The sequence below is a fragment of the Streptomyces sp. CLCI03 genome, from assembly GCF_053615355.1.
The window spans coordinates 1,850,023-1,876,805 of record NZ_CM132132.1 but is presented as its reverse complement, the minus strand read 5'-3'; the positions used below and the strand labels follow the sequence as shown (position 1 = coordinate 1,876,805).

The 26,783-nt window shown below is 72.3% G+C and carries 24 protein-coding genes; 15 read left to right on the top strand and 9 right to left on the bottom strand.

Going from position 1 to position 26,783, the window contains the following annotated elements:
* Nucleotides 1–3: 3 nt before the first annotated feature.
* The 7 genes from ACWG52_RS08570 to ACWG52_RS08540 are packed head-to-tail and all read right to left on the bottom strand — an operon-like array spanning nucleotide 4 to nucleotide 9,621.
* Nucleotides 4–1,053 (bottom strand): glycosyltransferase family 2 protein, encoded by a 1,050-nt coding sequence (locus tag ACWG52_RS08570; RefSeq protein WP_389813966.1) that lies wholly within the window; start codon nucleotides 1,051–1,053, stop codon nucleotides 4–6.
* The gene (locus ACWG52_RS08565) at nucleotides 1,050–4,349 is read right to left on the bottom strand and encodes a DUF4082 domain-containing protein (RefSeq protein ID WP_390137079.1); all 3,300 of its coding nucleotides are present in this window, start codon (nucleotides 4,347–4,349) and stop codon (nucleotides 1,050–1,052) included. Before ACWG52_RS08565 ends, ACWG52_RS08570 begins: the two co-directional genes overlap by 4 nt.
* A 32-nt stretch (nucleotides 4,350–4,381) precedes the next feature.
* Nucleotides 4,382–5,497 (bottom strand): DegT/DnrJ/EryC1/StrS family aminotransferase, encoded by a 1,116-nt coding sequence (locus ACWG52_RS08560; protein WP_389813972.1) that lies wholly within the window; start codon nucleotides 5,495–5,497, stop codon nucleotides 4,382–4,384.
* Nucleotides 5,494–6,267, bottom strand: a complete 774-nt coding sequence (locus ACWG52_RS08555; protein ID WP_453128355.1) for a NeuD/PglB/VioB family sugar acetyltransferase — start codon at nucleotides 6,265–6,267, stop codon at nucleotides 5,494–5,496. Before ACWG52_RS08555 ends, ACWG52_RS08560 begins: the two co-directional genes overlap by 4 nt.
* Nucleotides 6,264–7,454, bottom strand: coding sequence for a DegT/DnrJ/EryC1/StrS family aminotransferase (locus tag ACWG52_RS08550; protein WP_390137074.1), 1,191 nt, complete (start codon nucleotides 7,452–7,454; stop codon nucleotides 6,264–6,266). Before ACWG52_RS08550 ends, ACWG52_RS08555 begins: the two co-directional genes overlap by 4 nt.
* A complete protein-coding gene (locus tag ACWG52_RS08545) occupies nucleotides 7,451–8,452 on the bottom strand; it encodes an NAD-dependent epimerase/dehydratase family protein (protein ID WP_389813980.1) in 1,002 nt (333 codons plus the stop codon). Before ACWG52_RS08545 ends, ACWG52_RS08550 begins: the two co-directional genes overlap by 4 nt.
* A 59-nt stretch (nucleotides 8,453–8,511) precedes the next feature.
* The gene (locus ACWG52_RS08540) at nucleotides 8,512–9,621 is read right to left on the bottom strand and encodes a Gfo/Idh/MocA family protein (RefSeq protein WP_453128354.1); all 1,110 of its coding nucleotides are present in this window, start codon (nucleotides 9,619–9,621) and stop codon (nucleotides 8,512–8,514) included.
* 372 nt (nucleotides 9,622–9,993) lie between these two features.
* Here ACWG52_RS08540 and ACWG52_RS08535 point away from each other — a divergent pair, with 372 nt between their 5' ends.
* The 3 genes from ACWG52_RS08535 (at nucleotide 9,994) to ACWG52_RS08525 (ending at nucleotide 13,518) form a co-directional block, all read left to right on the top strand.
* On the top strand, nucleotides 9,994–10,908 hold the full coding sequence (locus ACWG52_RS08535; RefSeq protein WP_453128353.1) for a glycosyltransferase: 915 nt from the start codon (nucleotides 9,994–9,996) through the stop codon (nucleotides 10,906–10,908).
* Nucleotides 10,909–11,074: 166 nt separating this feature from the next.
* Nucleotides 11,075–12,418 (top strand): MFS transporter, encoded by a 1,344-nt coding sequence (locus ACWG52_RS08530; protein WP_390168408.1) that lies wholly within the window; start codon nucleotides 11,075–11,077, stop codon nucleotides 12,416–12,418.
* An 80-nt stretch (nucleotides 12,419–12,498) separates the two neighbouring features.
* Complete coding sequence (locus ACWG52_RS08525) at nucleotides 12,499–13,518, top strand: TolB family protein (protein WP_389813991.1); 1,020 nt, start codon at nucleotides 12,499–12,501, stop codon at nucleotides 13,516–13,518.
* A 21-nt stretch (nucleotides 13,519–13,539) separates the two neighbouring features.
* On the opposite strand, the gene ACWG52_RS08520 is transcribed toward ACWG52_RS08525, so the two are convergent.
* Nucleotides 13,540–14,385 carry an alpha/beta hydrolase family protein gene (locus ACWG52_RS08520; protein WP_389813995.1) on the bottom strand — a complete coding sequence of 282 codons (846 nt, stop codon included), beginning with the start codon at nucleotides 14,383–14,385 and terminating at the stop codon, nucleotides 13,540–13,542.
* A gap of 267 nt (nucleotides 14,386–14,652) precedes the next feature.
* Between ACWG52_RS08520 and ACWG52_RS08515 the strand changes: the two genes are divergently transcribed.
* From ACWG52_RS08515 to ACWG52_RS08500, 4 genes are all read left to right on the top strand, one after another.
* The gene (locus tag ACWG52_RS08515; protein ID WP_389813998.1) at nucleotides 14,653–14,973 is read left to right on the top strand and encodes a hypothetical protein; all 321 of its coding nucleotides are present in this window, start codon (nucleotides 14,653–14,655) and stop codon (nucleotides 14,971–14,973) included.
* The gene (locus ACWG52_RS08510; protein ID WP_389814001.1) at nucleotides 14,970–15,470 is read left to right on the top strand and encodes a hypothetical protein; all 501 of its coding nucleotides are present in this window, start codon (nucleotides 14,970–14,972) and stop codon (nucleotides 15,468–15,470) included. Before ACWG52_RS08515 ends, ACWG52_RS08510 begins: the two co-directional genes overlap by 4 nt.
* A 113-nt stretch (nucleotides 15,471–15,583) precedes the next feature.
* The gene (locus ACWG52_RS08505; protein WP_389814003.1) at nucleotides 15,584–15,961 is read left to right on the top strand and encodes a hypothetical protein; all 378 of its coding nucleotides are present in this window, start codon (nucleotides 15,584–15,586) and stop codon (nucleotides 15,959–15,961) included.
* 217 nt (nucleotides 15,962–16,178) lie between these two features.
* Complete coding sequence (locus tag ACWG52_RS08500) at nucleotides 16,179–17,387, top strand: IS701 family transposase (RefSeq protein WP_389818454.1); 1,209 nt, start codon at nucleotides 16,179–16,181, stop codon at nucleotides 17,385–17,387.
* Nucleotides 17,388–17,504: 117 nt separating this feature from the next.
* Here ACWG52_RS08500 and ACWG52_RS08495 read toward each other — a convergent pair whose 3' ends face one another.
* Nucleotides 17,505–17,759 (bottom strand): hypothetical protein, encoded by a 255-nt coding sequence (locus tag ACWG52_RS08495; RefSeq protein WP_389814005.1) that lies wholly within the window; start codon nucleotides 17,757–17,759, stop codon nucleotides 17,505–17,507.
* Between the two features lie 412 nt (nucleotides 17,760–18,171).
* On the opposite strand from ACWG52_RS08495, the gene ACWG52_RS08490 reads away from it, so the two are divergent.
* From ACWG52_RS08490 to ACWG52_RS08455, 8 genes are all read left to right on the top strand, one after another.
* Nucleotides 18,172–19,917 (top strand): hydrogenase maturation protein, encoded by a 1,746-nt coding sequence (locus tag ACWG52_RS08490; RefSeq protein ID WP_453128350.1) that lies wholly within the window; start codon nucleotides 18,172–18,174, stop codon nucleotides 19,915–19,917.
* A 69-nt stretch (nucleotides 19,918–19,986) separates the two neighbouring features.
* A complete protein-coding gene (locus ACWG52_RS08485) occupies nucleotides 19,987–21,042 on the top strand; it encodes an NADH-quinone oxidoreductase subunit B family protein (protein ID WP_390137069.1) in 1,056 nt (351 codons plus the stop codon).
* Nucleotides 21,043–21,114: 72 nt separating this feature from the next.
* A complete protein-coding gene (locus ACWG52_RS08480; protein ID WP_033218053.1) occupies nucleotides 21,115–22,899 on the top strand; it encodes a nickel-dependent hydrogenase large subunit in 1,785 nt (594 codons plus the stop codon).
* Entirely contained in the window at nucleotides 22,896–23,429 is a 534-nt protein-coding gene (locus tag ACWG52_RS08475; protein ID WP_453128349.1) for a hypothetical protein, read from the top strand. Before ACWG52_RS08480 ends, ACWG52_RS08475 begins: the two co-directional genes overlap by 4 nt.
* A complete protein-coding gene (locus ACWG52_RS08470) occupies nucleotides 23,426–24,094 on the top strand; it encodes a DUF5947 family protein (protein ID WP_389814014.1) in 669 nt (222 codons plus the stop codon). Before ACWG52_RS08475 ends, ACWG52_RS08470 begins: the two co-directional genes overlap by 4 nt.
* Complete coding sequence (locus ACWG52_RS08465; RefSeq protein WP_389814016.1) at nucleotides 24,091–24,795, top strand: DUF6084 family protein; 705 nt, start codon at nucleotides 24,091–24,093, stop codon at nucleotides 24,793–24,795. Before ACWG52_RS08470 ends, ACWG52_RS08465 begins: the two co-directional genes overlap by 4 nt.
* Nucleotides 24,792–26,228 carry a hypothetical protein gene (locus ACWG52_RS08460; RefSeq protein ID WP_389814019.1) on the top strand — a complete coding sequence of 479 codons (1,437 nt, stop codon included), beginning with the start codon at nucleotides 24,792–24,794 and terminating at the stop codon, nucleotides 26,226–26,228. Before ACWG52_RS08465 ends, ACWG52_RS08460 begins: the two co-directional genes overlap by 4 nt.
* Entirely contained in the window at nucleotides 26,225–26,779 is a 555-nt protein-coding gene (locus ACWG52_RS08455; protein ID WP_389814022.1) for a hydrogenase maturation protease, read from the top strand. The genes ACWG52_RS08460 and ACWG52_RS08455 overlap by 4 nt, the downstream gene beginning before the upstream one ends.
* Nucleotides 26,780–26,783: the final 4 nt, after the last annotated feature.

Below are 26,783 nucleotides of genomic sequence, written 5' to 3'. Positions count from 1 at the left end.
TCATCAAATCCCTCGACGCTTCCACGACCGCCACCACAGCCACTCGCGCCCCCGGTCGGCCACGGCCGAGAGCACGAGCGGCTGGAGGTACGGCATGGTGCGCGCCCCGATGCGTCGACGCCTGAGCAGCGCCCGGTACTCGGCCAGCTTCGTGTACTCCCCGGGCAGGCACTCGGCGGCGAACTCCACGAGCTCGTCGACCGGTACCACCGCCGTACGGCCCCGGTCGTACGCCCGGTAGGCGCGCCGCAGCGCGTACCGGGCCAGCCGGGTACGCGCCGACAGCGCCAGCCGGTCGGACCCCGGCAGCAGCCCGCCGCACTTGGCGAGCACCGAGTCGAAGGCGACGAGGCGCTGGCGCAGGTCGTCGAGCTGCCCGCCGAAGTCCGTGGTGGACATGTTCTCGCCGTGGACCCGGTAGAAGGCCTGGTCGGCTCCGCGGATGTAGCCCACGTCGGCGTGCGCCGCGAGACGCATCCACATCTCGATGTCGCCGGCGTGCGGCAGCTCGGGATCGTAGCCCCCGACCTTGCGCTGGAGGCTGGTGCGGACCACCACCTCGGGTGAGGTGATGCACCCGGTGCCCTCCCGGAACCGCCGGTCCAGCCACCATCGGCCGGGATACACGACCGACCCGGTGCTCCGGGTACGGGCCGCCGGCAGCGGCCCGCCGTGCCGGAAGCGCAGCGGCCTGCCGTAGGCGAAGCCGGCCTCCGGATGCGCGTCGAGCAGGGCCGCGGCGCGCACCAGGGCCCCGGGGACCAGCCGGTCGTCCGCCGACAGCAGGGCCACGTAGTCCCCGTCGGCCCATTCCAGCAGGCCCTCGTTGTAGGTGGCGATGTGGCCCTTGTTGGTCTCGTGGACCCGTACCTCGATCCGCGGGTCGGTGGCCGCCAGCGCGCGGGCGACCTCCGCGGAGTCGTCGGGCGAGGCGTCGTCGATGATCAGTACCCGTACGTCGACGCCCTCCTGCTCGTCCAGCACGCTCTTGACGCAGTCCGCCAGGAAGTGGCCGTACTTGTAGCAGGGGATCACCACGCTGACCGTGCTCACTGCCCGCTCACCTCCGTGGACAGCCCCTCCTGCAGGGCGGGCGGCGCCGTGGTGGTGAAGATCGGGCCGACCCAGTAGTTCACCGAGCCGAAGGTGTTCGACGGGAAGGCCGTGGCCGCCCCGTACTTGTAGAGCCCGTTGGCACTGCCCGCCGTGTCGGCCGGTGCCACCAGCGGATAGGAGCGGTGAGCGCCGGTGAAGTAGCCGCCGTCCACCGAGTAGTTGCCGTTCGGCGCGTGGTAGGAGGCCACGTACGTGGTGCCCGCCGTGATCGGGACCGGGGTGGCGAACTGCAGCTGCTGCCAGCCCGTCAGGGTCTCGCTGCCGAAAGTGCCGGTGGCGAGCAGGGTGCCGGAGGCCGACCACAGGCTGCCGGTGTGCGTACCGGTGTTGCCGGGGCCCTTGTAGAAGGTGACGCCGGTGATGTAGCCGTTCACCGCGGACTGGAAACGGGTGCCCAGTTCCACGGAGTTGGCGTCGTCACCCACGTTGGCCGTGCTCGGCGTCGCGGCGCCGTTCCACAGGGTGCACGGGCAGTTGACCGTCGGCGGGCTCGCGCTGGTCGTGAAGTTCCACGTGACCGGGGCGGCCATCGTGTTGCCCCACAGGTCGGAGGCCTGGACGGACGCCGTGTAGGTGGAGTTCAGGGCCAGCTCGGAGGACGGGGTGAAGGTCGCGCTGTTGGACGCGCCCAGCACCTTGGTGCCCGGGACGGTGGCGCCGCCGGAGTCCTTCACGGAGAACACCAGCGTGTCCGCGTCGACGGCGTTGCTGAAGGTGGCCGTCATGGCCGCCGTGATCTGGGTGCCGGTCGCCGCGGACTGCGGCGAGGTGGCGGTGACGGTGGGCGGGGTGGTACTGGCGGTCGCGGTGTCCAGGACCGCGTCCACCCAGTAGTTGCTGCCGGAAGCGGCGGTGGACGGGAAACCGCCCGTGCCGCTGTAGCGGTAGACGCCGTTGCCGCCGTCGGTGCCGCTCCTCAGCGCGGTGAGCGGGGCCAGGCCCGCGTCGCTCGCGGCGAAGGTGTTGTCGAAGGAGTAGCCGCCGTGCGGGGCGAAGTAGGAGGCGACGTAGGTGGTGTTCGCCTTGACCGGGACCGGCGTGGCGAAGTTCAGCTGCTGCCAGCCGGAGGCCGTCTCGTTGGTGAAGGTACCCGTGGCCAGGCGCTGGCCGGTGCTGCTCCAGAGGCTGCCCGTGTGGGTACCGGTGTTGGCGGGGGACTTGTAGAAGCGCACGCCGGTGATCGAACCGGCCACCGAGGAACGGATCTTCACGCCGAGCTCGACGGCGCTGCCGTCACCGGCGTTGACGGTGCCCGGCACGGCCGCGGCGGGCCACACCGTGCAGGGGCACTGCTGGGGTCCGACCGTCAGCGGCACCGTGGTGGTGGCGCCGATGTTGACGCTGTCGTCCACGGCGCGCACCTTGATCTGCGCCGCGCCCGGGACGGTCGGGGTCCACTTGTAGCTCCAGGACGCCAGGCCCGTGGTCGCCTTCCAGGTGGTGCCGCCGTCGGTCGACACCTCCACCCGGGCGACCACGCCGCCGCCGGTGTCGGCGGACGTGCCCGTGATGGTCACGGGCCGCAGCGCCGGTACGGTCGCGTTCGCCGCCGGGCTGGTCACCGTCACGCCCGGGCCCACGGTGTCCGTGGAGGCGGTGGAGGCGACCAGGTCGCTCTGCAGGGACCGGGGCTGCACACCCATGTCGGCGAAGACGTTCACCGTGGCCTGCTGCATCCGCTTGTCCGCGGTGACCACCGTGTCGTCGGGGTTGCCGGTCGGCATGTTGGTCAGGCCCCAGGACCACTGGACCGTGCCCGCGCCGAACACCAGCGCGTGCGAGGTCTGGTCGCGGAAGGCCACCAGGCTGTGCGTGGCGGTGCCGTTGCCGTAGGTGTTGCCGTAGTCCTTGAGGAGCTTGCCGTCCTCGATGTCCACCGTGGTGGAGGACATCGTGATCTGCCCGGCGGGCCTGCTGGCGTTCTCCACGTCGCTGTCCCACTCGTAGCCGAGCGTGCCGGTGGGGAACGTGGCGGTCTGCGAGGGGGTGAGGTTCGCGACCGTGGTGTTGCGCCACAGCCGCTGCTTGGCGAAGGTGCCCGGCACGGTGATCGCGTCGCTGCGGTAGCCGTTGACGCTGAACATCGAGCCGGTCAGCTGGTTCTGCGGCTGGAAGGGGCGGCCGTTCGTGGCGCTGGCCGGGTCCATGAAGGTGCCCGTCCAGATCCCGCTCGGGTCGGGGATGCCGTTCGGCTGCGGGAAGGACAGCTTGGTCTCCTTGTACGAGACCAGTGTCCGGTTGGCGGTGTTCGCGCCGTCGATGCTCGGCGCCAGTCGGGTCTTCCAGAAGACCTCGTTACCGCTGAAGTACGTCTGGTGGACCCCGGCCCGGCGCGCGTTCAGCGCGTTCGTGAACTGCTCCTGGGTCCAGTACTCGTCGTGCCCGGACGACAGGAAGACCTTGTGGTTCTGCAGCAGGGTCCCGCCGCGGACCGACATGTCGATCCCGGACATGTAGCTCACGTCGTAGCCGTTGCGCTCCAGCCAGGCGATCATCTGGAACTCGGACCCGTAGATCCCGTTGTCCCCGCCGATGTCCATCGGCCGGTTGTAGCTGACCTCGTACGCCCGTCCGTCCGGGGCGGGGCCGCCGCCGTCGTACAGGTCCTGGCCGCCGTAGTTGTTGTACGCCTGCCAGGTCTGGTCACTGGTCTGCACGACGATGTCGGAGTGGCTGGAGTCGTTGCGGACGACGAACGGGTACGGCATCACACCGTTGCCGTCCGCCTGGTCGAAGTTGACGACGTAGAGCCCGGACACGGCGTCGGCCGGTACGGTCCACGTCGCGGTGACGGGCCAGTTCCCGCAGTCGACCAACCCGGTGGCGGCCTTCTTGGCGCAGGTCGCCGGATTGCCGCCCGGCGCGAAGTTCGCCGGATAGGTCTGGGCCGCCTGTGCCGGGGTCGACATCAGGCGCGCCCCGCTGCCGCCGTAGTGGCCGAGGCGGTAGACCGAGACCTTGTACGACGTCGGTGACTGGATCTTGAACTGCACGGTCTCGCCGGCCTGGACGCTCGTCTGGGCCGGGAAACCCTTGATGTCGCCGTACGCGCTGGGTGCGAACCAGTCCTCCATCGGTGTGCCGGGCTTGGAGTTCTCGCACACGACGGCGTTCGTGGTGGGACCGCAGGGATCGACCGCACCGGCCACCGCCGCCGGTGGCAGGACCGTGGCCATCAAGGCCGCGATCACGGTGAAGAGACCGTAACGGAGCAACCTTGTCCGTTTGTTCATCTGGACCTCATTGTTTGCGTGAGCGCGTGGGGTCAGCGCAGGGCGTTGCGGAGGGTTTCCGCGACCCGCTGCTGCTGGGCCGCGGTGATCTGCGGGAAGAGGGGGAGCGAGAGCATCCGGTCCGCCGCCTGTTCGGCGTGCGGGAAATCGCCTCGGGAGTGCCCGAGATGGGCGAAGGCCGGCGTCAGGTGGACCGGCGCCGGGTAGTGCACACCCGCGCCGATGCCCTCCGCGTTGAGCTTCCCGACGACGGCGTCGCGGTCCGCTCCGGCCACCCGGACGACGTACAGGTGCCACACGTGGACATTGGCCGCGTCCGTGACCGGCAGGGTGAGGCGGCCGCCGGCGGCGAGGTCGCCCAGCAGCTCGTCGTAGCGGGCGGCGGCGGCCCGGCGGGCCGCGTTCCCCTCGGCGAGCCGGGCCAGTTTGGCCCGCAGCACCACGGCCTGCAGACCGTCGAGGCGGCTGTTGAACCCGGCCACGTCGTGGCGGTACTTGGCGATGCCCCCGTGGTTGGCGAGGGCCCGGACCAGGTCCGCGCTCTCCTCGTCGTCGGTCACCACCGCGCCCGCGTCGCCGTACGCGCCGAGGTTCTTGCCCGGGTAGAAACTGGTCGCCGCGATGCCCCCGCTGCCGGGGGAGCGGCCGTCGCGGGTCGCGCCCTGGCTCTGCGCGGCGTCCTCGACGATCCTCACGTGCGCCGGCAGGCCCGCCGCCAGCGCCTCGGTGTCCGCGCACTGCCCGTAGAGGTGGACGGGGACCACCGCGCGGGTGTCCTTGCCGACGGCCTCCAGAGCGGCCCGCGGATCCATCAGCAGGGTGTCGGGGAGGCAGTCCACCAGCACCGGCCGGGCACCGATGCGGGCGACGGCGCCCGCGGTGGCGATGAAGGTGTTCGCGGGCAGCACCACCTCGTCGCCGACCCCCACCCCGCTCACGCGCAGGGCGAGTTCGAGGGCGTCGGTGCCGTTGGCGACCCCCACGCAGTGCCCGACCCCCGCGAAGTCGGCGTACTCACGCTCGAAATCGCGGACCTCCGCACCGCCGATGAAAGCGGTGTCGGCGAGCACACGGTCGAAGCCTGCCCGTAACTCCTCGGCGACCTCGGCGTGCGCCGCCTTCAGGTCGACGAGCGGTATCTGGTTCATACGACTGTGCTCCCCATCCGTGTCTCCGGCCACCGGCCGGCCTTCTCCTCGCCATAGGCCCGCAGCTCGTCGAGCGCCGGGCCCCCCGCCGCGCGCAGCCGGCGGGCGGGGCTTCCGGCCCACACCTCACCGGGCGGCACATCGGCCAGAACCGTGCTTCCCATCCCGGTCAGCGACCAGGCGCCGACGGACGTGCCCTCGCGCACCAGCGCTCCCGCGCCCACGTACGCCCCGCGCCCCAGCCGCACCCCGCCGCCGAGGCGGACGCCCGAGGCGAGCGTGGCGAAGTCCCCGACCCGGTCGTCGTGGGTGAGCACCACGTGCGGCATCACCGCCACGTGGGACCCGAGCCGGACGGCGGCCGTCAGCACGCAGTGCGCGAGCAGCACCGAGCCCGCGCCGAGCAGCGAGGACCCCGAGACCACCGCCGTCGGGTGGACCACCGTCGCGTACCGGCTCCCGGGCAGCCCCAGGCGCCGTACCAGCCGGGCCCGCACGGCGTAGTCACGCGGACTGCCCACGCAGACCACCACCCGGGCCGCGGGCAGTTCGTGCACGAGGTGGCCGGCGCCCAGCACCGGCACCCCGTCGACCTCCTTGCCGTGCAGCCCCGGATCGTCGTCGAGGTGCCCGAGCAGCCGCCAGCGCGGAGCCCGGCCGGACGCGGCCGCCGCGGCGGCCGCGTCCCGTACCGCCTGGGCGGTCTCGCGGGCGAACCCGCCCGCCCCGACGATCAGCAGATCCTCGGTCCGCGGCGGCGGGCCGCTCATCCGCCCGCCTGTTCGCGCAGCACCGCCACCACCCGGTCCTGCTGCTCCCGCGTCATCGTGTGGAACAGCGGCAGGATGAGGGAGTCGCGGCTGATCCGCTCGGTGACCGGCAGCGGCGCCGCGCCGTGGCCGGCGTACGCGGGCTCCAGGTGCGAGGCCATGATCCCGCGCCGGGCCGAGATCCCGGCCTCGGCGAGCGCCGCGAGCAGCTCGTCCCGGCCGACGGGGAAGTCCTCGGCCGGCAGAACCCAGTACGACTGGAAGTTGCCCTGGCCGTGACCGGGGTCCCGGAGCGGGCGCAGCCCCGGGATCGGGCTCAGCAGCTCCGTGTACCGGGCCGCGAGGGCGCGCCGTCGGGCCACGATCTCGTCCAGCTTGCCGAGCTGCACCAGGCCGACCGCGGCCTGGATGTCGGTCATCCGGTAGTTGTAGCCGACCTCCAGGTAGCTCTCGACGACCGGCTTGCTGCTGGCGTGGCGCTGCGCGGCGGACACGTTCATGCCGTGCTCGCGCAGCCGGCGCAGCCGCTCCGCCCATCGCGCGTCGTCCGTGGTGAGCATGCCGCCCTCGCCGGTGGTGATCACCTTGCGGGGGTGGAAGGACCAGGCGGCGAGCAGCGCGCCGTGGCCCACCGACTTGCCGCCGACCGTCGCGCCGATGCCGCAGGCGGCGTCCTCCACCAGGGCCACGTCCCAGTCGGCGCACACCGCGCGCAGCGCGTGCACGTCCGCGGGCACCCCGCCCTGGTGGACGGCGATCACCGCCTTGGTCCTCGGCGTGCGCACCGCGTCCACGGTGGCCGGGGTGAGGTTGCCGGTGGCCTCCTCGACGTCCGCGAACACCGGTCGGGCGCCCACGTAGCGCACGGCGTTGGCCGTGGCGATGAAGGACAGCGAGGGGACGATCACCTCGTCGTCGGGTCCGAGGTCCAGCGCGATCAGGGCCAGGTGCAGGGCGGTGGTGCACGAGCTCACCGCGATGCCGTGCTCGGCGCCCACCCGCTCGGCGAAGGCCCGCTCGAACTCGGCGACCCGCGGTCCTTGGGCCACCCAGCCGGAGAGCACCGCGTCGGCGGCGGCCTTGGCCTCCTCCTCGCCCAGCCACGGCACCATCACCGGGATCCGGGCGGGGGCGGAGACGGGAGCGGCGTCCGGGACGGCGGCGGGAGCGGCGTCCGGGGTGCTCATCGGCCCGCCTCGGTGGCAGCCGCGGCAGCGTCGGCGGCGCGCTCGGCCCGCCACCACCGCACCAGGTCCCGCAGGCCGGTGCGCAGGTCGATCTCGGCGGTGAAGCCGAGCCGCTCCGCCGCCCCCGAGGTGTCCGCGAGCCGCCGGGTGACGCCGTTCACGGCGCGGGCCGGCCCGTGCTCGGGCACCAGACCCTCGGCGCCCATCGCCTCCAACAGGCCGTTCGCGAGCTGGAGCAGGCTGGTCTCCGTGCCGCTCGCGACGTTGAACACCTCGTCGGTCAGGTCCGACTCGGCGGCCAGCAGGTTGGCGCGCGCGATGTCCCGGACGTCGACGAAGTCCATGGTCTGCAGGCCGTCGCCGAGGATCAGCGGCGGCTCGCCCGAGGCGATCCGCTCCATCCAACGGATCAGCACCTCGGTGTAGAGGCCGTGGATGTCCATCCGGGGGCCGTACACGTTGAAGTAGCGCAGGGCCACGTAGTCCAGCCCGTACATGGAGTGGAAGCTGCGCAGCACCCCCTCGTTGAAGGCCTTCGCCGCGCCGTAGAAGGTGTCGTTGTTGTACGGGTGGTGGCGCTCGGTGGTCGGGAACTCCTCGGCCAGGCCGTACACCGAGGCCGAGGACGAGGCGATCACCTTGCCCACCCCGGCGGCCGCGGCCGCCTCCAGCACGTTGAAGGTGCCGTCCACCATGACCTCGTTCGCCAGCCGCGGGTCCTCCGCGCACTGGGTGATCCGGATGGCGGCGAGGTGGAAGACCAGCTCGGCGCCCTCGGTCGCCTTCCGTACCGTGGCCACGTCGCGGATGTCGCCCTCGACGACCTCCACCACCCCGCTCGGCAGGGAGCGAGCCAGGTTGGCGGTCCGCCCCCGCACGAAGTTGTCGAGCACGACGACCTCACGTGCCCCGTTGTCCACCAGCAGGTCCACCAGGTGCGAGCCGATCGTGCCCGACCCTCCGGTGACCAGAATCCTCTTGCCTCGTACGCTGCTCAACGTCCTGCCCCCCACTGAATGTTCTGTCGTGGTCTTGCGAGTGATCGGATGACGGAGGGTCAACGCCCGGTGCGCAGTCCGACGACCGCTCCACGGAACTCCAGGCTCCGGGAGGCGGCTTCGAGGATGTCCAGCACCTTCAGTCCCGCCCGGCCGTCCGTCAGCGGCGGCCGTCCCGTCGTGATGGACGCGGCGAACTCCTCGACCATGCTGCGCAGGGCCTCCTTCTCGCCGATCGCGGGCGCCACCATGTCGCCGGTCCGGTAGGAGACGAGCATGTCCCGGCGCTCGTCCGCGTCGATCTCCTGCGGGGCGCTCAGGTCCACCCCGCGGTCGAACACCGCGACGCGCTGGGTCGGGTTGAGGTCGTCCCACACCAGGGTGCGCTTGGAGCCGCCGACCATGGTGGTGCGCACCTTGGTCGGGGAGAGCCAGTTGACGTGCACATGGGCGATCGCGCCGGTGTTCAGCTGGAGCGTCAGATAGGCCACGCAGGACTGGCCGGCTCCGATGGGATCGGCTCCGTGCGCGGCGACGGCGACGGGCTGCACATGGTCCGGGAGGATGAAGTCCAGGACGGAGAGGTCGTGGGGGGCCAGGTCCCACAGGACGTCGATGTCCTTCTGGACGAGCCCCAGGTTGATCCGTACCGAGTCCACGTAGTGGATCTCACCGAGTTCGCCCGAGCGGACCATCTCGCGGATCCGGCCCACCGCGGGGGTGTAGCAGTACGTGTGGTCGCACATCAGCGTGAGACCGCGCTCCTCGGCCTCGTTCACCAGCCGCAGCCCGTCCTCGTACGTGGCCGCCAGGGGCTTCTCCACGAGGACGTGCTTGCCGGCGCGCAGCGCGGCCAGCGCCACGTCGAGGTGCGTGCCCGCCGGGGTGGCCACGGCGACCGCGTCGACCTCCGGGTCGGCGAGGACCGCCTCGTAGTCGCCGGTGGCCTGGACCGTGGAGTACGCGCCGAGCACCTGCCGGGCCCGGTCCACGTTCAGATCGCAGAGCCAGCGCAGCCGGAACCGGTCACTGGACTGGAAGTTGCGGACGAGATTGGGGCCCCAGTAGCCCGCGCCGACCACGGCGACACCTAAGGGGGCGGACCCCTTGCCGGTGACGCCCGCGTCCTGACCCGCGCCCTGCCCCGCGTCCTTCGCGGTGTCCTTCACGGCGTTTCCCTTCCTTCCGCGCACGCCGGACGGCGTGTCGCCAACTCATGGCCGGGACGCGTGTGAGGGAGGGAAATGCCGTCGACGGCAGCCCGGACGCCCGCGCGTCCCGTGCGTGACCTGCTCAACGGTGATGGCCCCCCACAACCGATGCCCTACGTGATTCGAGTGCTTCGCCCCCCGGCCCGACCGCCTGTTCCCCACAAGCAGCCGAACCCGTACCGCCTACCGCCTTCGCCAGGTGCCGGACATCGGCGTCGCCGAAGCGTGCCGAATCCGGTCGGCGCCGCTCAATCTAGTCCACCGGGCGTACCCCCGGGCAGAGTTGACGTAATCGCCTGGCGCGGGTGTTCGACCATGCATACTGCCCGGGTGACCAGCATCGTGATACCGGCCCACAACGAAGGCCGGGTCATCGGCCGGCTCCTCGACGCGCTCCTGGCCGACACCTCGGTGTCCGGGCCCGACATCGTCGTGGTGTGCAACGGCTGTACGGACGACACCGCCCGCGTGGCGGCCGGGCGCGGCGCCCGCGTACGCGTGGTCGAGATCCCGACCCCCTCCAAACATCGGGCACTTCGGGTCGGCGACGAGCACGCGAAGGGCTTCCCCCGGCTGTACGTGGACGCCGACGTCGTCATCGGGGCCGCCGACGTACTGGCCCTGGTGGGCGCCCTCGAACGGAACCCGGAGCTGCTCGCCGCCGCCCCGGGCCGGGACATCCCGCTGGCCGGCTGTGCCTGGCCGGTGCGGGCGTACTACCGGGTGTGGCAGCGGCTGCCCGCAGTCCGTGAGGGGCTGTTCGGCCGGGGCGTCATCGCCGTGACCGGGCCGGGGCACGCGCGGCTCGCCGCGCTGCCCCCGCTGATGGCCGACGACCTGGCCGCGTCCCTCGCCTTCGGACCGGGGGAGCGGCGCGTGGTCGAGGCGGCCCGGGTGGTCGTCCGCCCGCCGCGCACCTGGTCCGACCTGATCCGGCGGCGGGTCCGGGCGGCGACCTCCTCGGCCGAATTCGAGCGCTACCAGGCGGCGCGGCGGGCCGAGGCGCCGGAGCCGGTGTCGGTGTCGGAGCGGGCGCCGGAGCGGGCGCCGGAGCCGGTGTCCGAGCAGACCGCGCGGACGGGCACGGCGGATCTGCGCGCCCTGCTGTGGGCCCGGCCGGCGCTGCTGCCGGGGGTGGTGGTGTTCGTGGTGGCCGCGCTCGCCGCCCGCCGGGGCTCCCGCAAGGCCATCCGGGACCAGGACTTCTCCACCTGGCTGCGGGACGAGAGCAGCCGGCAGGGCTGACCCTCCCTCCCCGCACCCGCTCCACCCATTCCACCCCGGCCCGGGTCGGTGGCGGGGCGAACGGCCACATCCGGTCGAACGCCCCACCGTTGGCCCGTACAACCATTAGGGTTCCACTCGCACGTTCGAGTGCACTCAAGTCCGTCGGCATCGGGAGCTCTTGAGCATGTACCTCGCGGACCGTTCCGCGCCCGCGCCGGAGGGCGCGAAGACCGCTCCGGACCGGGGACCCGTCCGGGCACCCGCGGTCGCCTCGACCGTCCTCGCCCTGGGCGCGGTCAGCATGATCACCGACATCTCCTCGGAGATGGTCACCGCCGTGCTGCCCCTGTACCTGATCGCCGGGTTGGGCCTGAGCCCCCTCGGCTTCGGGGCGCTCGACGGCGTCTACAACGGGGTCAGCGCACTCGTGCAGCTGACCGGCGGCCACCTCGCCGACCGGGTCCGCAACCACAAGCTGATCGCCGGCATCGGCTACGGCCTGTCGGCCCTGTGCAAACCGCTGCTCCTGTTCGCCCACAGCCTGGGCCCGATCAGCGTGGTCCTCACCCTGGAACGCACCGGCAAGGGACTGCGCACCGCCCCGCGCGACGCGCTCATCTCCCTCTCCACACCACCCGAGTTACAAGGGCGCGCCTTCGGTGTGCACCGGGCCATGGACACCACCGGGGCGCTGCTCGGGCCGCTCGCCGCCTTCCTCATCCTGAGCCTGACGGTCGACGGCTACGACGCCGTCTTCGGCGTCAGCGCCTGCGTCGCCGTACTCGGTGTCGTGGTGCTCATGCTCTTCGTCCCGTCCGGCGGCGACCCGGGGCCCACCCCGCCCGCCGCCTCGGTGAAGGCCGCCTCGGTGAAGGCCGCTTCGGCGAAGGCCACCGCCGCCACGGCCCGTGACGCGGACCGGCCGGCCCCCGTACGGCTGCGCGACGCGCTCGGCCTGCTGCGCCTGCCCCGGCTGCGCAACCTGGCCATCTGCGCCGTCCTGCTGGGCCTGACCACCGTCAGCGACGCCTTCGTCTACCTGCTCCTGCAACGCCGCACCGGTATCGGCGACCAGTGGTTCCCGCTCATGCCGCTGGGCACCGCCGCCGTGTTCCTGCTGCTCGCCGTGCCCGCCGGGGCACTCGCCGACCGGATCGGCCGGCGCACCGTCTTCCTCACCGGGCACGCCCTCCTGTTGGCCGGCTACGCACTGCTGCTCTGGGCTCCCGCCTGGCCCGCACTGCCGTTCCTCGTCCTCGCGCTGCACGGCATGTTCTACGCCGCCACCGACGGCGTGCTGCCCGCCGCCGTCGCCGCCACAGTCCCCGGGGAACTGCGGGCCACCGGCATGGCCCTGGTCGGCACCGGCCAGGCACTGGCCCGCTTCGGTTGCTCGCTCGCCTTCGGCGCGGCCTGGACCCTGTGGGGTACGGGCCCGGCCCTGGCCGCCGCCGCGGCCGGCCTGCTGTGCTGCGCGGCCGTCGCCGGCTTCGTCCTGCGCCCGTCGGCGCCGCAGGACACCGGATGAGAACCGATCCGACCCGAACCGATCCGACCCGAACCGACTCGCCCCGATCCGACCGACCCGAAGCCCGTGAGGCCCCCCAGATGACGCTGTCCCCGTCCCGTCGCCTGCTCGTCCTCGCGGTGGCGGTGCTGCTGCTGGGAGGCCTCGCCACCACGCTGGTGCTGCGCTCCGCCTCCCGCGACGACAAACCGTCCGCGGGCGGCCCGACGGTCACCGCCGGGACCGTCACCCTCGACCGCCCCGGCTCCCTGACCTTCCTCAACGGCGGGCAGGGTCCGCACCGCGGGGCCCTCGCCTCCGTCCCGGCCGACGCACCCGACTCCGGACGCACGGCCTCCGAACTCGACTGCCGCCGCTTCTACGCCGCCGCCGGTACGGGCGTGTGCCTGCGCTCCACGCCGGGCGCGCTCGCCCAGGACAACACGGCCCTGATCGTCGACTCCGAACTGCGCACGCTGCGCAGCTTCCCCCTCGCGGGAACGCCCAGCCGGGCCCGGGTCTCACCCAGCGGCCGGTTCGCCGCCTGGACCGTCTTCGTCTCCGGCGAGTCCTACGGCGCCGCGTTCTTCTCCACCCGTACCGCGATCGTGGACACCCGCACCTGGAAGCTGGAGGCGAATCTGGAGGAGTTCGCCATCGACATGGACGGCCGGGAGCACCGCGCGCAGGACGTGAACTTCTGGGGGGTCACCTTCTCCAAGGACGACGACACCTTCTACGCCACCGTCTCCACCGGCGGCGAGACCCACCTGGTCAAGGGCTCGATCTCGGGGCGCAGCGTCAAGACCCTCGCCAAGAACGTCGAATGCCCCTCCCTGTCCCCGGACGAGACGCGCATCGCGTACAAGAAGCGGGTCCGGGCCGGGGCCTCGCTCTGGCGCGAGCACGTGATGGACCTCGGGACACTGCGCGAGCACGCGCTCACCGAGAAGCGCAGCGTGGACGACCAGGCCGCCTGGCTGGACGACCGGACCCTCGCCTACGGCCTGCCCACCGACGGCGCCGCCGACAGCACGGACCTGTGGACCGTCCCCGCGGACGGCGGCGGCGCCCCGCGGCTGCTGGCCCCCGGAGCCTCCTCCCCGGCCCTCCTCCGCTGACACCCTCGGCCGCGGAGGACGTCAGGCCCGGTCCACGAAGGCCCGTACCCGCTCGACGAGCGCGGCGTTGTCACGGATCCAGCCGTAGTGCGGGCCGCCCGGCGCACCTTCGGGGAGCACCAGCTCCGCGTACGTCACCCGCGCGCTCGTGAGCTTGTCGCACAGCCCGCGCACCCCGCCGGGCGGCGCCATGGCGTCGCCCTCGATGGCCACCGCCAGCACCGGCAGTTCCATCCCGGCCAGCCAGGGCTCGAAGTCCACCGGCGAGGACGGCACGTCGTAGCGGCCGGTCCGGACCTGGGTGGCCATGTCCCGCAGGACCTGCGCGGAGTCGTTCCCCAGGACCCCCAGCCGGCGGCCGGGGAAGTACCCGTACACCGCGGCGAAGACGGCCGCGAACTGGAACCCGGCGAGCATCCCCAGATTCCGCGGGAAGGGCCAGCCGCGGTAGTGGCAGGACGGGACGCCCACCAGGACCGCGCCCGCGGCCATGTGCGGCTCCTGGCTGAGGTAGAGCGTGCCGAGCTGCCCACCGAGGCTGTGCCCGAGCAGGAGGCGCGGCGCCCCGGGGAACGCGGCGGCGACCGCCCGGAACAGCGCCGGGTAGTCGTACGCCACCATCTCGTGGTAGCCGTAACGCACTCCGCGCCGCACCTGGACCGAACTCGTGCCCTGCCCCCGCAGCTCCCCGAGGACCACCTGGAACCCCGCCTCCACGAGGGCCTCCGCCAGGGGTGTGTAGGAGACGGCCCGGGTCCCCATGGCGGGCATGCACACCAGCACCGGCGCCGACGGGTCGTCGGGCGTGCGGTGGAACCGGACGTGGACCGTGGCCCCGTCCTCGGCGCGCACGGTCTCGGTGGTCACTTCGACGGACGCGATGACGGACCTCCCTCGCTCAGGGCCATCCTGCGCACTGCGCGGAGCACATTCAACGGTTTCCGATCCCGGGCCCCGTCGGCCTGCCGCGACAATGAGCGGGGAGAACCGACGTGGAACCCCGCGGTCCGGAGAGCTCGTCAGATGAGTGCAATGATGCGAACGTTCAGATATCGGTTCAGGAGCCCGCTCGGCGGACTGGCCGCAGACCTTTCGGCCCGCGCCCTGCCACCGGGCGAAGCGGCGACTTCCTCCGTGGTGATCCACCGAGGAGTCCGTCTGCTGCTGCCGGAGGCGAGCCTCCACCGGGAAGACCTGGCCTGGCTCTCCTTCGTCGTGGCGCTGCGTGCCGAGGAGCTGGGCGCCAGGTGCCCGGAGGGCGCGCACCTTGAGATCGTCTCCCTCGACTTCCCGCTGACCGACTACCGGCCGGAGGTGGCCGGCCTCGCCATGGACGGGTGGCTGCGCGCGGAATTCGACCTGCCCGACACCGGAATCGCCTGCGCGTACGTAGGCGGAGCCGACCCCTACGCCTTCGCGTGGGGCGGCGACGACACATCGGAGAACCGGCCGTGACCGGCATCGCATTCCTCGCCTCGTTCCTCAGGACCGGCCGCCTGCACGGGATCGGCATCGGCTCCACCCTCGGCGAGGTCGACCGGGCGATCCGCCACCGCTTCGTCGACGTGGTCGACGAGGAGGGCGAGTCGCTGCGCCGCGACTACGGATTCGTCGAGTTCTCCTTCAACCCCGGCGACGAGTGGGTGATGTCCGGCGGCTCCATCGAGCTGCACCGGCTCGCGTCCGGCCAGGACATGGCGAAGGCATGGGCCCGGACCATGGGGGTCGAGTTCCCCCGCCACGTCGCCTGGGCGGACGTGCGCGAGGAACTCGGACGCGTCCCCGGAGCCCCGGAACTGACGGTCGGCGACCAGGGCGGCTTCCTGGAGTACCGGGCGGCCGCGTCGAACGTCTCGGTGATCGTCGTGGACGACGAGGAGGAGGAGCGGGGCTACCACGCGGGGCACGGGGACGTGTGGAGCGTCAGCCTGTGGGCACCGGTCCGGGCGTGACCCTCGAAGCCAGGGGGACAGGTGACCGTACGGTCATCCCCCGATCTGGGCCGGTCGGGTGCTTGACCGGCCTGGAGGGGATGGGGTGCGGCCGGAGCGGGCACGTGCACACCATGGCCTTCGAACATCCCGCGAAGAAGGGCGGCCAGGGGCGGCTCGGACCATTCGAGAAGCTGGCGGAGCTGGCCTCGAACTTCACCAGCTCGCCCGCCTTCTCGGTGTTCTGCGTCCTGCTGGTGGCCGCCTTCGTCGCCGCCCACCTCGCCCACCTGGACACGAGCTGGCAGCACCTGTTCGGCGACGCGATGGGCGCGGTCGCCCTGCTGCTCCTGGCCCTGCTGAAGAACTCCGAACGCCGGGCCGAGCACGCGATCCAACGCAAACTCGACGCGATCGCCGCCGTTCTCCTGGAACAGGGCGAACGCCAGGGCGAGACGGGCCGGGCCCACAAGAACCTGGCCGAGTCCATCGGAATCGAGGACGGCGACTAGGGCCTGTCTTTCGGATCATGCCGGGCCCGCGACGCCTGGCACCGCACATCGCCGCGTTCTCGTCGGTCGTCGATGCTCCGCATGGACGCCCTCCTCGGCCTTGCGACGCACGGCACCAGACGCCGCGGGCTGACCCGGCCTGATCCGAAAGACGGGCCCTAGTAGTGCTTTGTTAGCTGGTCTTGTCGCGGTGGGTGTCTGGTAGTTCGCTGGCTGTATGAGGGCTGGGGAGCTTGCGGCGGTGCGGGGTCGGTTGGAGGAGTTCGCGTCCGAGGTCTTCGCGCCGCTGGTGCGGCGGGACCAGCGTGAGAAGGGCGCCTTGTATCTGCGGGGCCTGTTGCTGGAGGGCCGACGGAAGTCGATGCAGCCGATGGCAGACCGGCTCGGTGTCGATCACCAGCGGTTGCAGCAGTTCATGACGTCCTCGACCTGGCCGGTCGAGGACGTCCGGGCCCGTCTGGCATGGCGGGCGGTGGCGGCGGTGCGGCCGCAGGTGTGGGTGGTGGACGACACCGGTTTCCCCAAGGACGGCAGGGCGTCCGCGGGGGTGGCCCGGCAGTACTCGGGCACCCTGGGGAAGGTCGGCAACTGCCAGATCGGCGTCAGCGTCCATGCCGCCTCCGACACCGCCTCGTGCCCGTTGTCCTGGCGGCTGTTCCTGCCCGCCGCCTGGGACGGCCCCGACGCCGAGGCCCGCAGGCGGGCCTGCCGGATCCCCGACACCGTCCACCACCGGGCCAAGTGGCAGCTCGCCCTGGACATGCTCGACGAACTCGACGCCACCGGTCTGCGGCCCGCCGTCCTGGTCGCGGACACCGGATACGGTGCCAACGCCGACTTCCGCCGCGGCCTGGAGGACCGTGGCCGGGCCTACGTGCTGCAGGTCAAAGCCGAGATGACCGCCCACGGCGAGGACGCCGAACCCCACCAGCCGGCCTACGGCGGCCTGGGCCCCCGGCCGCTGCCCCGCTACCGCACCCGCCCGGTCTCCCTACGCGAGCACGTGCTGGCCGCAGGCCGCGGCAGCGGCCGGACCCTGTCCTGGCGCAAGGGCTCGAAAGCGGCGATGAGCTCGCACTTCGTGTTCCTGCGGATCCGTCTCGCCGGCCGCCGTCCCCGACCGACAGAGGACGGCACGATCCCGCTGACCTGGCTGATCGCGCAGTGGCCTGAAGGCGAGGCCGAACCGGTGAAGTACTGGGTCTCGAACCTGCCCGCCGACATCCCCGCCAAGGACCTCGTCCGCCTGGCGAAAGCCCGCTGGCGCATCGAGCACGACTACCGCGAGCTGAAGACCGCTCTGGGCCTGGACCACTTCGAGGGCCGCTCGTTCACCGGCTGGCACCGGCACGTCACCCTCGTCACCGCCGCCCACCTGTTCCTGACCGAACAACGGAGGAACCCAAAAGCCCCTGCCAGGGCCTGACCCTCTACCAGGCCCTGGACCTCCTCCAACACCTCATCGCCACCTGGACCGGCACCTGCCCCACCTGCCAGCAAACCGTGCCATGGCAGCCCTACGACACCACCTAACAAAGCACTACTAGGCCGTCTCCCGGCATCGGCCGAGCCATCGGAACTGGATGTCGTCCGGCTCCTCCCGACGCTCCAGCACTCCCGCCGCCGTCAATCGGAGCAGCACCTCGTGCAGGGCGTTCCCCAGCGGGTTGTCCGTCCAGAACACCCCCTTGACCTGGGTGAACGTCTCGTCCTTGGGGAAAATCCCGAGCGAACGGCCCACCACGAAGGCGGCGCCGTCCCAGTCGGTCCAGTCGGCCAATCCCTTGGAAAGATCCACACGGTGATTCTGCCAGGGCTTCCGGACACCCCCAGGCGCCTGTCGGAGCAGCCCGTAGGTCATCGCCACGACCCTGGCGCACCTGCGGTCGCTGACGTCGAGCTTCGCGAAGACCCGCAGGAGACGCGTCCTCACCGTGGCCGCTCCGATGAACAGCCCGCCGGCCTCTCTCCGCGTTCGACGACCCGTCGGTCGCACTCCACGAGGGCAAGGGAAGAAGCAGCCCGGCGGGCGACCCCAGGGCCGAGCGGACGCCCGAAGAGGCGCTTTCGAGTGACGCCCCCGCGCTGCCTCGGCCGCGGGCGCCCGGATCTCCCCGACCATCTCAGGCGGCCGGTCATCTTCCGGCCACGGGCCGCCGACCAGGCCGGGCACCGCCGCGCGCGGCGCCGGGCCGCCGCTGGGAGATCCCTTGTACGTCCTGCTCCTCGCGAGCGCGTTCAACAGCCTCACGCAGCGCGTCCACGCCGAGCTGCGCGACCACGGCCACCGCGTCGCGGTCGAACTCGCCCTGCCCGGATCCTCCCTGGCCGACGCCGTACGCGGCCACCGCCCCGACCTCGTGCTCGCCCCGATGCTGCGCACCGCCATCCCCGAGGAGGTCTGGGCGGCCCACACCTGCCTGGTCGTCCACCCGGGACCGGTCGGCGACCGCGGTCCCTCCTCCCTCGACCGGGCCGTCCAGGACGGCGAGTCCCGGTGGGGCGTGACGGTTCTGCAGGCCAACGCCGAGATGGACGCGGGCGACGTGTGGGCGAGCGTCGCGTGCCCGGTGCCGCCGGTCGGCAAGAGCGACCTCTACCGCGGTGAGATCGCCGACGCGGCGCTGGAGGCGGTCCTGCTCGCGGTGGAACGGTTCGCCTCCGGTACCTACACCCCGCGGCCCCAGACGAGCGGCCACGCCCGCCCGCCGCTGCGCCAGGAGGACCGCCGGATCGACTGGGGGAGCGACACCACCGAGGACGTCCTGCGCGCGCTGCGCGCCGCCGATTCGCAGCCCGGCGTACGCGACGACGATCTGCTCGGCGGCGCCTGGTACCTGCACGGCGGGCACCGCGAGGAGCACCTGCGGGGCCGCCCCGGCGAGTTGCTGGCGACCCGGGCCGGGGCGCTCTGCCGGGCCACCGCCGACGGGGCCGTCTGGATCCGGGAGCTGCGTGCCCGCCGCCTGCCCGGAGGGCCGGCCCCCCTCAAGCTGCCCGCCACGCTCGCGCTCGCGGACCGGCTGCCCCCGCTGCCCGAGGTCCCCGCCCCGGCGGAGGCCGGCCCCCACCACCGCACCTGGTCCGACATCGGCTACCACGAGGAAGGGCAGGTCGGCTTCCTGTCGTTCTCGTTCCCCGGCGGCGCGATGAGCACCGCGCACTGCCGCCGGCTGCTGGACGCCTACCGGACCGCCCGGACCCGCCCCACCACCGTCCTCGTCCTCGGCGGCGGCCGTGATTTCTTCTCCAACGGCATCCACCTCGGCGTCATCGAGGCCGCGGCCGACCCGGCCGAGGAGTCCTGGGCCAACATCAACGCCATGAACGACCTGGTCGAGGCGGTGCTGACCACCACCGACCGGCTCGTCGTCAGCGCGCTCGGCGGCAACGCCGCCGCCGGCGGCGCCATGCTCGCCCTCGCCGCCGACGAGGTCTGGTGCCGCGCGGGCGTCGTCCTGAACCCGCACTACCGCCTGATGGGCCTGCACGGATCCGAGTACTGGACGTACATCCTGCCGCGCCGCGTCGGCCCCGCACTCGCGGACCGCCTCACCACCGAGGCCCTCCCATTGAGCGCCGCCACCGCCCACGGGCTCGGACTGGTCGACCGTACGGTCCCCTGCACGCCCGGGGACTTCCCCCGCGAGACGGAGCGCCTCGCGGCCCGCCTCGCCGCCCTCCCCGCCACCGCCGCCCGGATCGCCGGGAAGAAGGCCGCGCGCGAACGCGACGAGGCGCAGCGGCCGCTGGCCGACCACCGCCGGGCCGAGCTGGCCCTGATGCACGCGACCTTCTTCGATCCCGACGCCCCCTACCACGCCCTGCGCCGCGCCTTCGTCCGCAAGGAACGCCCGACCGCCACTCCGCTCCATCTGAGCGGGTCGGCCGTCAGGCCGCGCGGTGTCACTGGACTGGCCGCACCTGACGCGGCGCCCGGGCCGGACTGCTGTTAGCAAGAAAGGTGTGGGTGAGGCAGGCCGCCTCCCCACCCCTTCCCGATCACCTCCCCGAGGAGCCGTCCCATGGCCACTGCGACTAAGGAATCGGTCGAGGACCCGCTGATCCACATCCTCTGGATCAACGCGGGTCTGAGCTGCGACGGCGACTCCGTGTCCCTGACGGCGGCGATGCAGCCGAGCATCGAGGAGATCGTGACCGGTGTACTGCCCGGTCTGCCGAAGATCGCCGTGCACTGGCCGCTGATCGACTTCGAATGCGGCCCGGTCGGCGGCGCCGACACCTTCATCGAGTGGTTCTTCAAGGGCGAGCGGGGCGAGATCGATCCCTTCGTCCTGGTGGTCGAGGGATCGATCCCGAACGAGAAGATCAAGCCCGAGGGCTACTGGTGCGGCTTCGGCGACGACCCGGAGACCGGTCAGCCCATCACCACCAGCGAGTGGATCGACCGCCTCGCCCCCAAGGCCCTCGCCGTCGTGGCCATCGGTACCTGCGCCACCTACGGCGGTATCCACGCGATGGAGGGCAACCCGACCGGTGCCATGGGCGTGCCCGACTACCTGGGCTGGGACTGGACCTCGAAGGCCGGTATCCCGATCGTGTGCGTCCCGGGTTGCCCGATCCAGCCGGACAACTTCTCGGAGACCCTGACCTACCTGCTCTACCAGGCGGCCGGCTCCGCCCCGATGATCCCCCTCGACGACAAGCTGCGCCCGACCTGGCTCTTCGGGGCCACCGTCCACGAGGGCTGCGACCGCGGCGGCTACTACGAGCAGGGCGAGTTCGCCGAGACCTACGACTCCCCGCTCTGCCTGGTCAAGCTCGGCTGCTGGGGCCCCGTCGTCAAGTGCAACGTTCCCAAGCGCGGCTGGATGAACGGCATCGGCGGCTGTCCCAACGTCGGCGGCATCTGCATCGCCTGCACGATGCCCGGCTTCCCCGACAAGTTCATGCCGTTCATGGACGAACCTCCCGGTGCCAAGGTCTCCACCCGCGCGAGCGGCGCGTACGGCGCGCTGATCCGCAGGCTCCGCTCGGTCACCGCCCACACCGTGGACGAGGAACCGAGGTGGAGGCAGACCGGCCGCGCCCTGACCACGGGCTACCGCCCGCCCTGGTGACGGGCCCGGAATCCCACGGAAGCACCCCCCAACTCCAGCTCTCCGCACCGAAGAAGGGTCACGGCAGAAACGATGACACCGAAGACGAAGGCGGCCGCAGACGGCAGCGGCCTGGTGGAGATGGCCTGGGATCCGATCACCCGGATCGTGGGCAGTCTCGGCATCCACACGAAGATCGACTTCAAGCAGAAGCGGGTCGCGGAGTGCTACAGCACCTCGTCGGTCTTCCGCGGCTACAGCGTCTTCATGCGCGGCAAGGACCCCCGCGACGCGCACTTCATCACCAGCCGCATCTGCGGCATCTGCGGTGACAACCACGCCACCTGCTCCGTGTACGCGCAGAACATGGCCTACGGGGTGAAGCCGCCCCACCTCGCCGAGTGGATCATCAACCTGGGCGAGTCGGCGGAGTACATGTTCGACCACAACATCTTCCAGGAGAACCTGGTCGGGGTCGACTACTGCGAGAAGATGGTCCGCGAGACCAACCCGGGCGTCCTGGAGCTCGCCGAGCGCACCCCCGCCCCGCACGCCGGCGAGCACGGCTACAGGACCATCGCCGACATCATGCGCTCCCTCAACCCCATCGAGGGCGAGTTCTACCGCGAGGCGCTCCAGGTCTCCCGCTACACGCGCGAGATGTTCTGCCTGATGGAGGGCCGCCACGTGCACCCCTCCACCCTCTACCCGGGCGGCGTCGGCACCATCGCCTCCGTCCAGCTCTTCACGGACTACATGAGCCGCCTCATGCGGTACTGCGAGTTCATGAAGAAGGTCGTCCCGCTCCACGACGACCTGTTCGACTTCTTCTACGAGGCCCTGCCCGGCTACGAGGAGGTCGGCCGCCGGCGCGTCCTCCTCGGCTGCTGGGGCGCCCTCAACGACCCCGAGTACTGCGACTTCACGTACGCCAACATGACCGACTGGGGACGGAAGATGTTCGTCACCCCGGGCGTGGTGGTGGACGGCAAGCTGGTCACCAACGACCTCACCGAGATCAACCTCGGCATCCGCATCCTGCTCGGCAGCTCGTACTACGACGACTGGCAGGGCCAGGAGCAGTTCGTCACCCACGACCCGCTCGGCAACCCGGTCGACCCGCGCCACCCGTGGAACCAGCACACCATCCCGGCCCCGCAGAAGCGCAACTTCGACGACAAGTACAGCTGGGTCATGTCCCCCCGCTGGTTCGACGGCAAGGACCACCTGGCCCTGGACACCGGCGGCGGCCCCATCGCCCGCCTGTGGTCCACCGCCCTGTCGGGCCTGGTCCACACCGACTACGTGCAGGCCACCGGCAACAGCGTCGTGATCACCCTGCCGCGCACGATGACCAAGCCCGAGACCCGCTTCGAGTGGAAGATCCCGAAGTGGAGCAACGCGCTGGAACGCAACCGCGCGCGCACCTACTTCCAGGCCTACGCGGCCGCCATCGCCCTGCACTGCGCCGAGAAGGGCCTCGCCGAGGTCCGCGCCGGGCGCACCCAGACCTGGGAGAAGTTCGAGGTCCCGGACGAGGGACTCGGCGTCGGCTTCACCGAGGCCGTACGCGGCGTGCTCTCGCACCACATGGTGATCCGCGACGGGAAGATCGCCAACTACCACCCGTACCCGCCGACCCCGTGGAACGCCAGCACCCGCGACACCTTCGGCACCCCCGGGCCGTACGAGGACGCCGTGCAGAACACCCCGATCTTCGAGGAGAACACCCCGGAGAACTTCAAGGGCATCGACATCATGCGCGCGGTCCGCAGCTTCGACCCCTGTCTGCCCTGCGGAGTCCACATGTACGTCGGCGGCGGCAAGACGGTCAAGACGATGCACGTGCCCACCGGTCTGAGCGGACTGGGCGGATGAGGGCCGCGATCGACGGCCCCGAGGCCGGGCGCCGGGTCGAGGAGGTCCTCGACCGGCTCGCCGCCACCGGAGACCGGGCGGCCTGCGCGGCGGCCGAGGAACTGGTGCGCGTCCTCATGGACTTCTACGGCGCCGGGCTCGCCCGGATCGTCGAGAAGGTCGGGGACGGCCCGCTGGAGCCGGTCTACGGCGACGAACTCGTGGCGAGCCTGCTCTCCCTGCACGGCCTGCACCCCGAGGACGTGCACACCCGCATCGACCGCGCCCTCGCCGCCCACGGCGAACCGCTGGAACTGCTGGGCTTCGACGCGGACACCGGCGTCCTGCGACTGCGCCCCGCCGCCGCCTCCACCGGCTGCGGCTGCGGTTCGGGCGCCGGCGGCGGACGCGACGCCGGGCGGACCCTGGAGGACACCCTGGCCTGCTTCGCCCCCGAGGTGACCGGCGTGGAGCAGGAGCCCGCCGCGGCCCCCGCCCCCGCCCTCCTGCAGATCGGCACCCGGCCCCCGAGCCCGGCGCGGGTGCCGTGAGCGGGCCCGGGCTTCTGCACGACGGCCCGCGCGCCCCGCGCGGGCTGCGCCGGTTCGCGGGCCCGCGCCCGCCCCGGCCCGAGACCTGCGAACTGTGCGGGGTCGCCGTGCCCCAGGAGCACCGCCACCTGGTGCAGACCGAACAGCGCGCGCTGATCTGCGCCTGCACCGCCTGCGCCCTGCTGTTCGACCGGCCGGGCGCGGGCACCGGCCGGCTGCGGGCCGTACCGGACCGCTACCTCACCGACCCCGCCCACCGGCTCGACGACGGCGCGTGGGAACTCCTCCAGATCCCGGTCGGCGTCGCGTTCTTCCTCCGCAACGCCGCCCTCGACCGGCTGGTCGCCCTCTACCCGAGCCCGGCCGGCGCCACCGAGAGCGAACTCGACCCCGAGACCTGGCAGTCCGTACTCGGCAGCGGCCGACTGTCCACGCTCCTCGAACCCGACGTCGAGGCGCTGCTGCTGCGGCGGTCGGAAGGCCGTACCGACTGCTACCTGGTGCCGATCGACATCTGCTACGAGCTGGTGGGGCGGATGCGGCTGCTGTGGCAGGGCTTCGACGGCGGGGCGGAGGCCCGGGCCGCGCTGAAGACCTTCTTCGAACAGGTGGAACGACGGGCCAAGGCCCTGCCCCCGGCGGCCGACGAGGACGGGATCCGATGACGGAATTCGCCTTCACCTGCACCGGGGTACGCGCCGACCCGTACGCCGCCGGCCCCACCCTCGTCTTCCGGCTGCGGATCACCGCGGCCGGCGGCGCCCCGGTGCACGCCATCGCCCTGCGCTGCCAGATCCGCATCGAACCCGCCCGGCGCGGCTACGGCCCCGCCGAGGCGGAAGGGCTCGCGGACCTCTTCGGCGAGCGCTCCCGCTGGGGCAACACCCTCCAGCCCGTGCAGTTCGCCCAGGTCTCCGTCATGGTCCCGAGCTTCACCGGCGAGACCGAGACCGACCTGGTCGTGCCCTGCACCTACGACATGGACATCGCCGCCACCCGGTACTTCGAAGCCCTGGCGGAGGGCGAGGTGCCGCTGCTGATGCTGTTCTCCGGCACCGCCTTCACCGGCGACGCCGGCTTCCGCGTCGAACCGGTGCCCTGGGACCGCGAAGCCGCGTACCGGATGCCCGTGGCCGTGTGGCGCGAGATGGTCGAACAGCACTTCCCCGGCTGCGGCTGGCTCCGGCTGCCCCGCGACACCATGGACGAGCTGCTCGCCTTCCGCTCCCGCCACGCCCTCGCCTCCTGGGAGGCGACCGTACGGGCCCTGCTCGACGCCGCCGGCCCGCCGCGGCCGCCGGACGCCTCGGGTCCCGTCCGGCTGGGCGCGATCCTGCCGCGCCTCACCGAGAGGGCGGCCCCGTGACCACGACCACCACCCCCCACTCCGACTCCCCCTCCCGCTTCGCGGTCGCCCGGCAGGTGGCCGACGCGGTCCTGCTGGAGGGGTACGTGCTCTACCCCTACCGGGCCTCGGCCGCGAAGAACCGGCTGCGCTGGCAGTTCGGTGTCCTCGTGCCCCCGGCCTGGGGCCGCGCGCACGAGGAGCACGTCTTCCAGCAGACCGAGATCCTGATGGAACCGCGGGGCGCGGCGACCCTCGCCCTGGAACTGCGCTTCCTGCACGCGCAGCGCCGTACGGTCGAACAGGCCACGGACGACGCCGGTTTCACCGAGGTCACCGAACTGCACCTGACCGACCGGGTCCTCGTGCCCTGGGACGAGGGCACCGAGGAACGGGTCGAGGTGAGCGTCCCCGTCGCCGAGCTGCTGGGCGAGGACGGCGTCACCTTCCCCTTCCACCGCCCCGCCCGCGTGGACACCGAGCCCGTCCAGGACGCCGACGGGCACACCGTGGGCCGCCTGGTACGCCGTACCGAGGAGATCGAGGGCGTGCTGAGGCTGCGCGCCACCGAACTCCCCGGCGCCTACCGGGTACTGAGGCTCCGGGCGGTGGTGGAGAACACCAGCCCGTGGACCCCGCCCCCCGGAGCGGGCCCCGTCGACCGCGAGGCCGCCCTGCCGCACTCGCTGGTCGCCGCCCACCTGCTGCTGGGCCTGGACGCCGGATCCTTCCTCTCGATGACCGACCCGCCCGAATGGGCCAGGCAGGCCGTCGCCGCCTGCGAGAACCGGCACACCTGGCCGGTGCTCGCGGGCGAGCCCGGCCGCGCCGACGTGGTCCTGTCCTCCCCGATCATCCTGGAGGACCATCCCGCCATCGCCCCCGAGAGCGTCGGCGCCATGTACGACGCCACCGAGATCGACGAGATCCTCGCCCTGCGCACGGCCGCCCTGACCGAGCAGGAGAAGCGCGAGGCCCGCGGCACCGACGCCCGGGCGGCCGCCGTGATCGACCTCGCCGAGTCGATGCCGCCCGAGGTGCTGGAGCGACTGCACGGCGCCGTACGCGCCCTGCGCGAGGTCACCGGACCCGAGCAGCCGCCGCTCATCGCCGAACTCCCCTCCGAGGACGTGGTGTTCCGGCCCGACACCCCCTGGTGGGACCCGGCCCGGGCGGACACCGCCGACCCGGCCCGCGACCGGATCACGATCGACGGAGCCTCGGTCGGCCCCGGCAGCCGCGTCCGGCTGCGCCCCGGGCTACGGCGCACCGACGCCCAGGACCTGTTCGTCCAGGGCCGTACCGCGCTGGTCGAGGCCGTCCTGCACGACGTCGACGGGGGAGTGCACCTCGCCGTCACCGTGGAGGACGACCCGGGCGCGGACATCCGGCGGGAACAGGGCAGGTTCCTCTACTTCCAGCCCGACGAGGTCACCCCCCTGGAGGACGCGTGAGCGACCGGGTCCTGATCGCGGGCATCGGCAACGTCTTCCTCGGCGACGACGGCTTCGGCGTCGAGACCGTACGGGCGCTGGCCGAGCACCCGCTGCCCGACGGGGTCGAGGTGGTGGACTTCGGTGTGCGCGGCGTCCACCTCGCCTACCAGCTCCTCGACGGCTACGACACGCTCCTGCTGGTCGACGCCACCGCACGCGGCGGCGAGCCGGGCACGCTCTACCTCATCGAGGCGGACGGCTGCGCGAGCACCGGCCCGGCCGGCGCCGAGGCACCGCCGCCACCCGCCCTCGACGGCCACCAGATGTCCCCCGACGCCGTCCTCGCCCTGCTGGACACCCTGTGCGCCGGGACCGGCGCCACCCCGCCCCGGCGCACCCTCGTCCTCGGCTGCGAACCGGCCGCTGTCGAGGAGGGCATCGGACTGAGCGCACCCGTGGCCGCCGCCGTACCGGAGGCCGTACGCACGGCCTTGGACCTGGTCCACGGCCGGCTCCACGACGAAACCGACCGGCCGCGGACGGAACCGACCGGCCTCGCCGCGAACTGAGGAG